The 14,319-nt window shown below is 62.9% G+C and carries 12 protein-coding genes; 2 read left to right on the top strand and 10 right to left on the bottom strand.

Annotated features, from left to right (window positions below; all coding sequences use genetic code 11):
• Nucleotides 1–28 precede the first annotated feature (28 nt).
• The 3 genes from RE4_RS19615 to lepA all read right to left on the bottom strand — a co-directional run bounded on the left by RE4_RS19615 (nucleotide 29) and on the right by lepA (nucleotide 3,918).
• The gene (locus tag RE4_RS19615; RefSeq protein ID WP_238076838.1) at nucleotides 29–1,009 is read right to left on the bottom strand and encodes an ABC transporter substrate-binding protein; all 981 of its coding nucleotides are present in this window, start codon (nucleotides 1,007–1,009) and stop codon (nucleotides 29–31) included.
• An 80-nt stretch (nucleotides 1,010–1,089) separates the two neighbouring features.
• Nucleotides 1,090–2,019 (bottom strand): NAD(P)H-dependent flavin oxidoreductase, encoded by a 930-nt coding sequence (locus tag RE4_RS19610; protein ID WP_060939175.1) that lies wholly within the window; start codon nucleotides 2,017–2,019, stop codon nucleotides 1,090–1,092.
• Nucleotides 2,020–2,025: 6 nt separating this feature from the next.
• On the bottom strand, nucleotides 2,026–3,918 hold the full coding sequence (gene lepA / locus RE4_RS19605; protein WP_003944564.1) for a translation elongation factor 4: 1,893 nt from the start codon (nucleotides 3,916–3,918) through the stop codon (nucleotides 2,026–2,028).
• A gap of 72 nt (nucleotides 3,919–3,990) precedes the next feature.
• Between lepA and RE4_RS19600 the strand changes: the two genes are divergently transcribed.
• Nucleotides 3,991–4,524, top strand: coding sequence for a type II toxin-antitoxin system PemK/MazF family toxin (locus RE4_RS19600; protein ID WP_020969977.1), 534 nt, complete (start codon nucleotides 3,991–3,993; stop codon nucleotides 4,522–4,524).
• Nucleotides 4,525–4,554: 30 nt separating this feature from the next.
• On the opposite strand, the gene RE4_RS19595 is transcribed toward RE4_RS19600, so the two are convergent.
• Genes RE4_RS19595 through RE4_RS19580 form a run of 4 tightly spaced genes read right to left on the bottom strand, consistent with a single transcriptional unit; the run spans nucleotide 4,555 to nucleotide 8,877 of the window.
• Nucleotides 4,555–5,328, bottom strand: a complete 774-nt coding sequence (locus tag RE4_RS19595; protein WP_019749045.1) for an aquaporin — start codon at nucleotides 5,326–5,328, stop codon at nucleotides 4,555–4,557.
• A 59-nt stretch (nucleotides 5,329–5,387) separates the two neighbouring features.
• A complete protein-coding gene (locus RE4_RS19590; RefSeq protein ID WP_007731033.1) occupies nucleotides 5,388–6,218 on the bottom strand; it encodes a transglutaminase family protein in 831 nt (276 codons plus the stop codon).
• A gap of 8 nt (nucleotides 6,219–6,226) precedes the next feature.
• Complete coding sequence (locus tag RE4_RS19585) at nucleotides 6,227–7,198, bottom strand: alpha-E domain-containing protein (protein ID WP_019749046.1); 972 nt, start codon at nucleotides 7,196–7,198, stop codon at nucleotides 6,227–6,229.
• Nucleotides 7,199–7,254: 56 nt separating this feature from the next.
• Nucleotides 7,255–8,877: a circularly permuted type 2 ATP-grasp protein gene (locus RE4_RS19580; protein WP_019749047.1), complete on the bottom strand. Its 1,623-nt coding sequence runs from the start codon at nucleotides 8,875–8,877 to the stop codon at nucleotides 7,255–7,257.
• A gap of 197 nt (nucleotides 8,878–9,074) precedes the next feature.
• On the opposite strand from RE4_RS19580, the gene rpsT reads away from it, so the two are divergent.
• Nucleotides 9,075–9,335, top strand: a complete 261-nt coding sequence (rpsT, locus tag RE4_RS19575) for a 30S ribosomal protein S20 (RefSeq protein WP_003944567.1) — start codon at nucleotides 9,075–9,077, stop codon at nucleotides 9,333–9,335.
• Between the two features lie 666 nt (nucleotides 9,336–10,001).
• Here the strand turns inward: rpsT and holA are convergent.
• From holA to RE4_RS19555, 3 genes are read right to left on the bottom strand one after another with little or no spacing between them, the layout of a single operon-like run.
• Entirely contained in the window at nucleotides 10,002–10,979 is a 978-nt protein-coding gene (gene holA / locus RE4_RS19565) for a DNA polymerase III subunit delta (RefSeq protein ID WP_003944476.1), read from the bottom strand.
• Nucleotides 10,976–13,336, bottom strand: coding sequence for a ComEC/Rec2 family competence protein (locus tag RE4_RS19560; RefSeq protein ID WP_060939173.1), 2,361 nt, complete (start codon nucleotides 13,334–13,336; stop codon nucleotides 10,976–10,978). Before RE4_RS19560 ends, holA begins: the two co-directional genes overlap by 4 nt.
• Nucleotides 13,333–14,253, bottom strand: a complete 921-nt coding sequence (locus RE4_RS19555) for a ComEA family DNA-binding protein (RefSeq protein ID WP_060939172.1) — start codon at nucleotides 14,251–14,253, stop codon at nucleotides 13,333–13,335. The genes RE4_RS19560 and RE4_RS19555 overlap by 4 nt, the downstream gene beginning before the upstream one ends.
• Nucleotides 14,254–14,319 lie beyond the last annotated feature (66 nt).

The raw sequence follows: 14,319 nt of genomic DNA, 5'->3' as shown, positions 1-14,319 counted from the left end.
CCGCGGTTAATAAAGGCGCACAGCAGTGCTAGCCGGCCACCGCTTCGAGCTGCGGCGTGATCGATTCGAGCGAGTACTTCAGCGACAGCGACGACGGAGTGTTCAACCCGGCAACTGTCGGATAGTCGACGATCGCCAGACCGCCACTCTTGACTGCGGGTAGGTCGGCGAACCCCGGCAGCTTCATCATGTCTTCAAGCGTTCCGCCGTTCGGCAGCAACACCACGACGTCGGCGCTCAGAGCGTCGACCCGTTCGGGGCTGAGCATCAGCCGGCCACCGGTAACGCCCGCCTCTTCGACGAGCTTGGGCGGCAACGACATTCCCAGGCTAGTGAACAATCCCGATGCGCCGTCCTTGGGATCGGCGACGATCACCAACTGCGACGTCGGGAAGACGTACTGCGACAGAAGCGCCGTCTTGCCCTTCAGGCCTGGCAGCCGCTGCGCGAGCGCATCGATCTGCCCGCTTGTCGCCTCGACGATCTCGTCGGCGCGCGACTCCTTGTCGAGAACTCGACCGAGAATCTCGACCTGGTCCTGCCACGGATCGACCTGGACGTCGGACAGACCGGCAATTGTCGGAGCGATCTTGCTCAACTGGTCGAAATCGTCTTGATCGGCGACGGAGAACCCGCCGAGAATCAGATCGGGATCCAATGCTGCAATTTCTTCTGCTTTGAGCGGGACACCGAACTGCTGGATCGCCGAGCGATCAAGTTCCTTCGCCGACGCGTCCACGCCGCTCTCCCACGGGAACAGGCCACGCTCGTCGCCCATCGGGCCGGCAGCCAGGTACCCCACCGGCTGGATTCCGAGTTCGAGCAGAGCGTCGAGCCACTGGATGTCGGCCGCGACGATACGCGTCGGCGTCCCGGTGATCGTGGTGGCGCCGAACTTGTGATCGATCGTGGTGACCCGACCGTCCGCGATCTCGTCGGCGTCCGAGGACGAACATCCACTGATACCTACGACCAGTGCTCCCAAGAGAGCCACCGCCGAGAACTTCATCGCACGCACGAAAATACTCCTCCACTAGTTAGTAGAGGCTTACCTTCTCATATGGGACCCGGCTGTGTCCGACCTTGCTTTCAGGCGAAACGAGAGAGCAGACGCTCCGCATCCGCGCCGATGCGTCGAACCACATCGCCGGCCGGATGGGTTCCGTGCACGAGTCCGACAGCTTCTCCGGCATAGACGACTCCGCTGTGCGGATCCGACGGGTCGTACGCCTGTGCCAGCGTTTCCTCGTCGGCGTCGACTCCGTGCCACGCGGCAGTGAACTCGTTGGCCACCGCGCGGCCACCCCACCGCTGCGGCCACGGTTGACTGCGCGCTCGGTCGAATACCGAGGTGTAAATCGTGTCCGCACTTCCGGCTTCGACGACGCGGTCGCGGGCATAGTCCGGCCCGACCGTCTCCGGGCTGGCGAGCAGCGCCGTTCCGATCATCACGCCTTCGCCGCCGGCTGCCAGGACGGCGGCCAAACCGCGTCCGGTTCCGATTCCGCCGGCTGCCAGCACCGGAAGTGACGTCGCTTCGAGGATCTCCTGCAGCAGCGGCAAGGTTCCGATTCGGCCCGTATGGCCGCCTGCCTCACCGCCTTGCGCGATCACAGCGTCGACACCTGCGGCCTCGACAATACGAAGGTCCTCGAGCGTATTGACCTGTGACACAACGGGAATGCCCGCATCGTGGATTCGTCCGACATACGCGGCGGGATCACCGAACGACAAGGTGATCATGGTCGGCTCGACGGCAATCGCGGCATCGAGCATCAACTCGTTCTCGGGCAGCGACCACGTCATCAGGCCGACGCCGAATTTTCCGCCGATCGAGCGGGCCACTTCGGCTTCGGCCTCGATCCACTCCGGTGTGTTGTACCGAGCCGCGCCAAGCAGACCCAACCCACCGGCCGCCGATACAGCTCCGGCGAGCGCGCCGCCCGCGCGACCACCCATGGGCGCCCCGAGAACCGGGATTTCGACTCCGAACTCTCGGGACAACCAGGTGGTGACCATGCGCTCCTACTTCTTGGGCTTCTCGCCGACCGATTCCGACGTCAGAGCCGCCACGAATGCTTCCTGCGGCACCTCGACGCGACCGATGGTCTTCATGCGCTTCTTGCCTTCCTTCTGCTTCTCGAGCAGCTTGCGCTTACGGCTGATGTCGCCGCCGTAGCACTTGGCAAGAACGTCCTTGCGGATTGCGCGAATGTTTTCGCGCGAGATGATCTTCGCGCCGATCGCGGCCTGAATCGGAACCTCGAACTGCTGGCGAGGAATCAGCTCACGAAGCTTCGACGTCATGCGTCCGCCGTAAGCACCAGCGTTGGAGCGGTGCACGATCGACGAGAACGCGTCGACGGCCTCGCCCTGCAGAAGGATATCGACCTTCACCAGGTCGGCCTGCTGCTCACCGGCCTCCTCGTAATCGAGGCTGGCGTATCCCTTGGTGCGGGACTTGAGGGCGTCGAAGAAGTCGAACATGATCTCGCCCATGGGCAATTCGTAGCGCAGTTCGACGCGAGTCTCCGACAGGTAGTCCATGCCGCCGAGCTCACCGCGACGGGACTGGCACAGCTCCATGATGGCGCCGACGTACTCGCTCGGGGCGATGACGGTGCACTTGGCGACCGGCTCGTAGACCTCGCGCACCTTGCCTTCCGGCCAGTACGACGGGTTGGTGACGATGACCTCGGCCCCGTCCTCCATCACGACGCGGTAGACGACGTTGGGCGCAGTGGAAATCAGTTCGAGGCCGAACTCACGTTCGAGGCGGTCGCGGGTGATCTCCATGTGCAGCAGGCCGAGGAAGCCGCAGCGGAAGCCGAATCCGAGGGCAACCGACGTCTCCGGCTCGTACGCCAGGGCGGCGTCGTTGAGACGGAGCTTGTCGAGAGCGTCGCGCAGCACCGGGTAGTCCGAGCCGTCCATCGGGTAGAGACCGGAATAGACCATCGGCTTTGGATCGCGGTAGCCGACCAGCGGTTCGGTCGCGCCGTTGCGGGTTGTGGTGACGGTGTCACCGACGCGCGACTGGCGGACGTCCTTCACACCTGTGATGAGGTAGCCCACCTCGCCGACGCCCAGACCGATACTGGCCTTCGGCTCGGGCGAGATGATGCCGACCTCGAGCAGTTCGTGTGTGGTGCCCGTGGACATCATCGTGATCTTCTCGCGGGGACGGATCCGACCGTCGACCACACGCACGTAGGTGACCACGCCGCGGTACGCGTCGTAAACGGAGTCGAAGATCATCGCGCGGGCGGGGCCGTCTGCATCGCCGACGGGTGCAGGTACCTGCTTGATCACCTCGTCGAGCAGTTCCTTGACGCCCATGCCGGTCTTGCCCGAGACGCGCAGGACATCGCCTGGCTCGCAGCCGGTGATGTGCGCAATCTCTTCGGCATAGCGGTCGGGATCCGCGGCCGGGAGGTCGATCTTGTTGAGGACGGGAATGATCTTGAGATCCTTCTCCATCGCCAGGTACAGATTGGCCAGCGTCTGAGCTTCGATGCCCTGAGCTGCGTCGACCAGCAGAATTGCACCCTCACATGCTTCGAGCGCGCGGGAGACCTCGTACGTGAAGTCGACGTGGCCGGGTGTGTCGATGAGGTGGAGGACGAATTCTTCGCCGTCGACGGTCCAGGGCAGACGAACGTTCTGGGCCTTGATGGTGATGCCGCGTTCACGCTCGATGTCCATGCGGTCCAGGTACTGCGCACGCATCGCCCGCTCTTCGACCACTCCGGTGAGCTGAAGCATGCGATCTGCCAGCGTCGACTTACCGTGGTCGATGTGCGCGATGATGCAGAAGTTCCGGATCTGCGCAGGATCCGTGAACGTCTTGTCGGCGAAGCTGCTGATGGGAGACCCCTTAGTCGGACCGGCACCGGCCCGGATCCGGGCCACTGTCAACCCTCAGGATATCCAAGTCTCGGCGCCGCCGTACCAGGGGTTCCCACGGGTGGGTGATTATGCTCGAACGCTATGGCAAGCATGTGGAAGCAGATCGGCAGAACCCTCGGCGCCCTCGCGGTGGAGAAGGGCCCTGCGTTGCTGCGCCAGTTGCAGTCGTCCACGTCTCAGTCGTCTGCCTCGAAGCCGGGTCCGTCCGGCCGGCCGATCGCCGCGCGGACGTCTCCGACCGCACATCGCGCCCGCAAGGTCGAGTACTCCCCCGACCTCGACGGCAAGGCCGATCCGGGCGAGATCGTCTGGACCTGGGTTGCCTACGAGGAGGATCCGACCCAGGGCAAAGACCGCCCGGTGCTGGTTGTCGGCCGTGACGGCAACACGCTGCTCGGTTTGATGCTGTCCTCGCAGAGCAAACGCGAAGGCGAGCGTGATTGGCTCGCAATCGGTTCGGGCCCGTGGGACGGCGAGGGAAGGCCCAGCTGGGTCCGGCTCGACCGGGTGCTCGACGTTCCCGAGAGCGGGATTCGGCGCGAGGGCGCCGTCATGGATCACAAGAAGTTCGACGCGGTCGCTGCAAAACTTCGGGCCGACTTCAGCTGGAGCTGAAGCCGACCCGAACGATGGAAACAGTATCGATCAGCTGTCCAGACGGTTGAACCGTCCGAAGAGTGCTCGATAGATGAGTGCACCGAGCGCACCGCCGATCAGCGGGAACACGATGAACAACCACACCTGACCGAGTGCACCGTCCTGGAACGGCGCGACAGCGAGACTTCGAGCGGGGTTGACGGAGGTGTTGTCGATCGGGATCGAGATCAGGTGAATGACGGCCAGGGTGAAGCCGATGGACACCCCGGCGAGCGGCACGTCGGAGATCTGGTCGGTCGACGCGAGAACGACGAATACCAACAGTGCGGTCAGGAGGATCTCGATGATCATGGCGGCACCGATGCCGTAACCGTCGGAAACCACCTGTCCGAGAAGATTCTTCTCGGCCGACGGACTGTGCGCGCCCCAACCGTTTGCGCCGAGTCCGTCTGCGGCCCGGTTGTACGCCGGGAGACTGTTGGCCACCGTGTAGATCACGACGCCGGCGACCAAGCCGCCGATCACTTGCGCGACAACGTAAATCGCCGCATTGACGGCCGAGATGCGCCCGATCACGAATTGGCCGAGAGTCACGGCTGGGTTGACGTGGCAACCGGAAATCGGTCCGATCGCATATACGAGGAACAGCAGGGTCAAGCCGAATGCGAAGGCAACTCCGAGATTGCCGACTTTCGCACCTGCGAAGACGGCAGTTCCGACCGCGGAGAACACGAGCACAAATGTCCCCACCGCTTCGGCCGCATACTTCTTCACATCCGAGATCGGTTCGATCTCAGTCAATTCCTGTGCAGTTGGAGACATATTCCCACCTTCTTCTCATCGAACGGTAGTAATGCTCACGCGCCTAGATTTGCCGGACTTTACGCAAGCCTGGTGATCTCCACAACAACTTCGAGATCTGTGGAGCGTCCACCGGAAAAGATTCCCTTCAAAGGCGGCACATCCGAATAGTCCCTTCCTATTCCGACCGAGACATGCTGTTCATTCACAGCTATCGCATTGGTCGGGTCATATCCCCACCACGCGCCGGTCCACGCTTCGATCCACGCGTGCGATTCCCCGACCACCGTGTCCCCGACTGCCGCATCACGTTTGGGGTGGAGATAGCCGGAAACGTACCGACAGGGAATGCCCATCGTTCGAAGCAACACCAAGGTCAGATGTGCATAATCCTGGCAGACGCCTTTCCTGGCCGACCAGGCCTCGACCGCCGACGTATGCACTCCGGTCGTACCCGGAACATATGACATTTCACCGTAAACCCATTGCGACGCAGCCACTACTGCATCTTCAGGTGATTTATCTTTGCGCAATTCCTTGGCAATTGTCGCCAGCTTACGATCACGCGGAACATATCTCGTGAAACTCAGTTGTTCGTTGAATCGATCTTTAATCGCGTTTCCCGACAATTCATCCCAGTCGACGGTTTCCTCGGGCTGAACAAACGGTTCCGTCTCCACCACCGACAGTCCGGTCACTTCCAACTCCGTGTGCGGCGCGTGCAAGTCGAAGGCGGTCACCGCGGTGCCCCAGTAATCGGTGTACCGATAGGAACGCGTTGCCGGCTGGGTTTCGACGCGCGTGAGGATCACCGTCTGCCTGGTGTCGCCGCGGGGTGTCAATCGCGCTTCGTTGTACGACGACGTCACCGGGGCGTCGTACGCATATCCCGTGGTGTGCACGACCCTCATTCGCCAGCTCACAGCTCTCCCTCCACCGTCGACTCCGCATACGCGGCGCCGGCATCCGTCCACGCGACCCACGGCGCAGCGTGGAAGTACTGCAATGCAATCGCCTCACCCAGTTCGCGACAGGTCTCCTGCCAACCGAGCAACCGTCCTTGCAGATCTTCGAGCAACACGCCCTGCGGCAGAAACTCCAGTTCGCTGCGTGCGCGGCCGAGAAGCCGCGGCGCCTCCGCCCGGATTCCGACGCGACTGCCCGGCTGCGGGTCGAGTTCCTGCAGGCACTTCTCGGCCTGCCTGATCGAATGGAACACCGAGCGCGGAAAGAGTCTGTCCAACAAGATGAACTCGACGACGCGGTTGGCGTCGAGCGCTCCGCGATACGTACGCAAATACGTGTCATGTGCGCCTGCCGAGCGAAGAACACTGACCCACGCCGGCGACGACGGGCGGTCACCGGCGCGCGCCAGGAGCATCCGCACAATCATGTCGACACGTTCGATCGACCTGCCCAGCAGAAGGAACCGGTAACCGTCGTCGCGGCTGAGCGTGGAATCCGCCAGCCCCGCGAACATCGCTGCGCGTTCCTCCACATAACGGAAGAACTCGTGTGGCCCCAGCCTGCGTGACGCGCGTTCACGCTCCGCCAGTCCGTTGTACGTGGTGTTCAGGCACTCCCACATCTCACTCGACGTGACCTCACGTGCTCCGCGAGCATTCTCACGGGCACTTGCCAGCGAGTCCACGATCGATCCAACCTGATTGCGGCTGAACGCAACCAGGTCGGTGAGCGAGCGTACGTCGAGCTTCTCCTCCGGCGCTTCGATGCCGAGGACACGCAGGAGCAGACGCGACGTGCGGTCCGGGTCGACGGTTGCGTCGTCGAGCAGTTGGTGGACGGCGACGTCGAGGATCCGAGCGGTGTCGTCGGCGCGCTCGACGTAGCGGCCGATCCAGTAGAGGGACTCTGCGTTGCGAGCAAGCATCGGTCACCACGCTCCGTTCGCTGATAGTTCTTGGTAGCTGGGCACTTCTGAGGTGTTCACTGTTGTTGCTGCTGCTGTTGAGAGGTGCTCAGTTCGGGTCCCTGCACCGGCTCCGCGGATTCCGGGGGCTCGGACACCAGTTCCTCACCGGACAGCTCTGGGTCCTCGTCCGAGCTGCGGCTGGCGAGCACCCATGTGTCCTTGCTTCCGCCGCCCTGGCTCGAGTTGACCACCAGCGAACCTTCCGGAAGTGCCACCCGGGTCAGGCCGCCGGGCAACACCCACACGTCCTCACCGTCGTTGACGGCAAAGGGTCGCAAGTCCACGTGGCGCGGCGAGAGAACGTCGTCGATCTTGGTCGGCACCGTGGACAGCTGCACGAGAGGCTGCGCGATCCACCCGCGCGGGTCTGCCTTGATCTTGCGGGTGATCGCGGCCAGTTCCTTGGGACTCGCGTCCGGTCCGAAGACGATTCCGTAGCCGCCGGACCCTTCCACCGGCTTGATGACGAGTTCGGCGACGCGGTCGAGGACTTGCTCGCACTCCTCGTCCAACCAACAGCGGAACGTGTCGACGTTCTGCAAGAGCGGCTTCTCACCGAGGTAGTAGTCGATGATCTGCGGAACATAGGTATAGACGAGTTTGTCGTCACCGACTCCGTTGCCGACGGCACTCGAGATCACCACGTTGCCCGCTCGCGCCGCATTCAGTAGGCCTGCGACGCCGAGAATCGAATCCGGACGGAAGTGCATCGGGTCGAGATACTCGTCGTCGATGCGGCGATAGATGACGTCGACCTGACGCTCGCCTTCCGTCGTGCGCATGTACACCATGTTGTCGCGGCAGAACAGGTCGCGACCTTCGACGAGTTCCACACCCATCTGACGAGCGAGCAATGAATGCTCGAAATAGGCGGAATTGGCGATACCCGGTGTGAGAACAACCACTGTCGGGTCCGCTTCGTTGAGTGCAGCACCCGCACGCAGCGCCCTCAGCAGGTGTGTTGCGTAATCACCTACCGCCCGCACCTTGTGGGACATGAACAGATCCGGGAACACCCGAGTCATGGTGCGACGGTTTTCCATCACATAGGAGACACCGGACGGAGATCGCAGATTGTCCTCGAGAACTCGGAACTCTCCCGCCTCGTCTCGGACCAGGTCGATACCCGCGACATGGATTCGCACACCGTTGGGCGGCACGATGCCGGCTGCTTCACGGTGGAAGTGCTCGCACGAGGTCACCAGGCGGCGCGGCAATACGTGATCGCGCAGGATTCGTTGCTCGCCGTAAATGTCCGCAAGGAACAGCTCGAGCGCCTTCACCCGCTGCTTGATGCCCTTTTCCAGCCGCGACCACTCCTGCGCGGCGATGACGCGCGGCACCAGATCCAACGGAAACGGTCGTTCCTGCCCGGAAAGCGAGAACGTCACGCCCTGGTCGATGAATGCGCGTCCGAGTGCGTCGGCACGCGCGGCAAGGTCGGCGCTGCTCGTCGGCGCCAGGGCTTTGTACACACCCTTGTACGGGGCACGCACCGAGCCGTCGGGCTCGAACATCTCGTCGAAAGCCAACTCGTAGCGACCGATGTCTGAATATCCGTCGAACACTGCGGCAGGACGCGCTCGGGTGGTGGTCGAACCTGTTTTACTCGAACTTTTCGAAGGCGGCGGCGTCATAGGGCAACATGCTGCTACAAGTGGGGCTATTCGGCAGCGCGGCGAGAAATCGGGCGCTCGGTGTACTCTTCTCGACAGACGCAACGTGCGACGGTTTGGGTTCTTGGGCCCTCGGCTGGTAATCTTGCCAGTCGGTGCATCAGTGCGCCCACAGCTTTCTCGACCGTAACCAGCTAAAGACGACAAGGATTTTACGCGTGGCCAACATCAAGTCCCAGGTGAAGCGAATCCGTACCAACGAGGCGGCCCGACTCCGTAACCAGTCGGTGAAGTCCTCGCTGCGTACCGCGATCCGTTCATTCCGCGAGGCTGCGGCAGCCGGTGACAAGGACAAGGCCAACGAGCTCCTCGTCTCCACCAGCCGCAAGCTCGACAAGGCAGCCAGCAAGGGCGTCATTCACGCCAACCAGGCTGCCAACAAGAAGTCTGCACTCTCGCAGGCTGCCAACAAGCTCTGACGTTTCCACTGTGACGGTTCGCCGTCATACTGGTTCGTCTCGATAGCCGCCAGGTCGAAAGACCAGGCGGCTATTTTGCGTGCTCAATCGGATCAGAGCAAAAACCCGCCATCCATGTCTTGCACGGAATATGTGGATCGGGCTGCGACCATCTGATGATGGCGGTCAACGGGAAACGCCCTCGCAGCTGGTTGTTCACGACTGTCTTCTGGGCGGTCGTCGCTTTCGGCGTATTGGCAGCCCTGGGGATCCCTCGTTGGTGGGAATCATTGACGGTTGCAGTCGTCGGAGTCGCAGCAAGCTACGGATGGTGGAAGCGCAGGCAACGGAGCGAATCCTGGATCTTCTTCGGCGTGATGTGTTCACTCGTTGCGATTCTGGCGTTTCTCGCCACTGGACGAGCGCTACTCACCACCGTGAAGGTGCCGGTAGACAGCATCGGCCAAGAAACAATTGTCTGCGGCAGTGTGATGAATCCGGCGCCGAACGACTCCCTACGAGTGACCGACATCAGGACTGGTGAACCAACGACACGGCCTCAGGCCATTCCGCACACCCAGTTGGAGCAAGCCTGCGTGAAACGCCTCGACTACCGGGTGGCCGAGGCCACGGCCGCCACTGTCGTCGGACTACTTCTGGCCGGCCGCGCGATCGGCCATGTTGTCCTCAGTTCTTCCGCAACGCGCACACTTTCCGCACTGCCATCTCCAGAGCGAAGGACGAGTCGACTGCGGCGCCCTTCACGTCGGCATTGAGAGCGGCGACGATCTGCATCGCAGCGCCGATCGACGTGGGATCCCAACCGCCGACTTCCTTGATCGCCTTCTTGACCTTCCACGGCGGCATCCCGAGATCCGACGCCAACCGGAACGGGTCACCGCCCCGTGCAAACGGGCCGACCTTGGCGATGGTGTGGACTGCATCGGCGAGGGCGTCAGCGAGCAGAACGTGCGCAGTTCCGATCTGGTCAGCCCATCGCAGAGCCTCGAGCGCACCCCGGGTATCGCCGACGATAACTTTGTCGGCCACATCGAATCCGGAAACCTCGGCCTTGCCCGAGTAGTACTTGTGGACTGCATCCACGTCGATCTTGCCGCCGGTATCTGCCGCCAATTGCGAGCAGGCCGACGCAAGTTCGCGAAGGTTGGAGCCGACGCTTTCGATCATCGCGGCGATCGCATCGGGAGCAACCCTCACGTCGGCGGTCCGAAACTCACCCCGGACGAAGTCGACAAGCTGACTCTTGTTCAGTTTTCCGCAGTTGTGAACCGTCGCGCCGAGCTTCTCGAGGGCCGGCGCCAACGCCTTCGCGCGACCGCCGCCCGAGTGCACGACGATCAGAACGACGCCTTCTGCCGGCTCACGCGCCGCCTCGAGAACAAGAGCTACGGCATCTTTGCCTGCTTCTGCGGCCGATTCCAGGACGATCACACGGTCTTCGGCAAAAAGAGAGGGGCTGAGCAGCTCAGCCAACTCGGGAGCATTGGTGTCTCCGGCACGCATCTTGGTCACCGGGAGATCCGAAATACCCTGGCCGCGGTCACCGCGGACGGCTCTGATGAGCTGCGATACCGTGCGGTCGATCAGGAACTCGTCGTCCCCGAGAACAAGATGCAGCGGATCGACTCCAGACGGATTACTCACCCGAAGATGGTCCCACGAGGAACCGACACGATCGACACAGACCCGCCGCCCCCGCCGTACACAGCGACGGTGCCGTCGGCGTCGGTCCGAACCACCGCCCCGCCCAACGAAACCAGTTCGTCGAGAACCTCCTCATTCGGGTGCCCGAAACTGTTGCCGTCGCCGACGCTGATCATCGTCAACCTCGGACGCACCGCTTCCAGAAATGCCGACGATGTGGTCCGAGAACCGTGATGGGGCAGCTTCAACACATCGGCCTTCACGTCCGTTCCCGATCGGAGGATGGCCTTCTCCCCCGCAACTTCGGCGTCGCCCGTCAACAGAATTCGACCCGCGTCCGTGTGTGCCATCACCACCAGCGACTGATCGTTGGCGGCGTCCGCGCCGTCCCCCGTATCGCGGGGAGCCGGAAGCAACGGTCCGAGAACCTCCATGTTCACCGATCCCAACGTCAACTCCATACCTGCACGCAACGAGACAACCGGAACGGCCTGCGATTCGGCCGCATCCTTCACCGCCCGAAAACCTGACTCCGGCAACAACATCGACCCGACTCCGACCGCAGCGACCGAACGCCCACTCAGGACTGCTTCCAATCCACCGATGTGATCGGCGTGAAAATGACTGATCATCAGCAACGCGATGTCGTTGACGTCCAACATGTTCAGGCAACGATCCATCGACGTGGGATCAGGACCGACATCGATGACGATCACCCTGCCGTCTCCAGTCGAGAGCACAAGACCGTCCCCTTGACCGACGTCGCACATCACCAGTACCCACCCCGGAGCAATACGACCACCGCCGAACACGTGCTGAAAGACGAGGGCTAGAACAACTCCCAGAACGAGGACGCCGACGACCCATCTCGAGATCCGATTCCACAGCGTCAGGGCCGCGGCCAGTAAGACGCCCACGACGATCAGAGCACCGATGAGCCCTGACGGCACCACCACCGACGCTCCGGGAAGCGCCGCCGCCCGCTCGGACACGTACAGCAGCCACCCCATCGGCGGCCGGACCAGCGGCGTGATGAACACCGCGATCGGTGGACAGATCAGCGCACACAAGGCAATCACCGCACCGAACACCGTGATGATTCCGATCACAGGCGCCACGGCCATGTTCGCGGCAATCGTAACCACACTGAAGGTTCCCGCCATGGCGCCCACCAGTGGCGCAGACACGACAAACGCAGCACTCGAGACGGCTGTCATCTCCGAAAACCAACGGGGCCAACCTCGTCGACGAAGCACCTCCACCCACACCGGAGCAATGATTACCAACGCGCCCGTGGCCGTGGTCGACAGCGCAAACCCCCAGTCGACGGCAAGTTCGGGCATCACGACAACCAGAACGATGACGGCTGCGGCAAGAGCAGGCAGTGCCTGTTTGCGTCGACCGGTCACCAGACTGAGCAGGCCGATCAGGCCCATCACCGAGGCGCGCAGAACACTCGGCGACGGCCTCGCGACGACAACAAACGCAACGAGGGCTACCAGCGCCAAAGCAGCACCGACGCGCGGACTGAGCGCCGCGGCTCTGACCAGCAGCAGAACCGCCCCGAGCAGAATGCTGATATTGGCGCCGGACACCGCGGTCAGATGGGAAAGCCCGGCAACGGTGAAGTTGTCCTTCACCACCGGCGACAACGCCGATGTGTCTCCGACGACGAGGCCAGGCAGCAGACCTGCCTGATCCGGCGGGAGCGCAGCCGAGCACGCAGCGGCGAAACGAGTACGCACTACACTCGCCCATCGCTGATACCAGGGCACTTCTCCCACCGCGACGGGAGGCCCTTCGGACGTGATCACCGCGAGTGTGGAATCGCTACGCCATGGCTGACTCGCCCGGCCGCGAACCGTGAGGCTCTGCCCTGGAACAACTTCGAGCCACGACGAACTGGGTGCCCGGATGGTGACCAGGCCGCCTCCGGAGTACCTGTGATTCTGGGAAGTCACCGAATTGACGGTTGCCCTGAAGAAAATCTGACCTTGACCCGCCGCGCCAGAGACTGCTTGCGGATCCTCCGAGGGTTCCACTTCGACACTCACCCACGCTCCTTCGAAGGCAGCACGGGTCAGTGGGTGCCCCTCGACCTCGGACGCCCGCCACCCGCTGACGACACTGCATCCGGCACCGAACAGCAATGCAACCAACATGATTCGTACCCACACCGCTGATGTCCGGCGCACAACCGCGTAAGTGAGGATTGCCGCTGGAATAGCGCATGCCACCGCCAGTACCCACGCGGCGACCGCGCCGAACAGGATCCCCACCGCACTGCTCCCCCACACTGCGACGGCCGACGGTAGCAGTCGAGCGTCGAGGACCGGCGAGACTTCCGGTTCGTTCACACCGATACCAGCACTCGCAGTTTGGCCAACCTTGCCGGGCCGATCCCGTCGACTTCCCCCAATTGTTCTATGTCCGTGAATTTTCCGTTGGAAGTTCGCCAGGAGATGATCGCCGCAGCCGTTACCGGCCCTACCCCGGGAAGGTCGTCCAGTTCGGCCTCGGTAGCGGTGTTGAGGTTCACCAGACCAGCCCCGCCGGATTCCCCCGCGGCGGCGGGGCCGGTCCCTCCCGCAGTGGTACTCGAACTCGCTGAAACACCACCGGACTGATCGGCGGCCCCCACCACGATCTGATCACCATCGGCAAGCTTCTGTGCCAGATTCAGGCCCACCGTCTCTGCGCCCTCGAGCACTCCACCTGCCGCAGCGAGCGCGTCGGCGATGCGCGAGCCCGAATGTAGGTTGACGAGCCCAGGCGTGCGCACGAGTCCGACGACACTGACCACCAAAGCCTCAGGCGGCTGCTCCGCTACGACGCCGGTCCGTACGGGACTGGCTGATTCACCATCGTCGGCAGTGACATTCTGCGCCGTGACATTCTGCTCCGTGACATTCTGGGGCGAGGGCAACGGTGGGACCGCCTGCAAACTCGGAGAATCCCACCACACCGTGAACAAGCCGATTGCCGTGGCCAGAACTGCAACGATCGCCAACACCCAGGTCGCCGATCGGCTCGGGCGCCAACGTGTACCGCGCCAGCGCTCGGGCAGCCGATCGAACCGTGACGAGTCGGGTTGAGCCTCGTATTCGTCTTCGTCGAAGTCCTGAAGCCACTCGGGGGACCTCTCGAATGGCTGCGGGGACCTCTCGAAAGACGCTGAATCCTCGAAGTCGTCGACGGCCTGTCGCTGCCGGTAGTTCCCGTCCATCGCCGCGAGGCGATCACGCGCCCGCTCGCGCTCCTCGCTGATCCTCATGACTGGACGCTAACGAGAGACCATGCCGCCGAAGACGAGCAATTTCAATCTGTGGAGAACTCGCGG

The sequence above is a fragment of the Rhodococcus erythropolis NBRC 15567 genome (assembly GCF_001552595.1).
GTDB lineage: Bacteria > Actinomycetota > Actinomycetes > Mycobacteriales > Mycobacteriaceae > Rhodococcus_F > Rhodococcus_F erythropolis.
The sequence above is the reverse complement of the archived record's forward strand: the minus strand, read 5'-3'. Positions and strand labels throughout refer to the sequence as shown.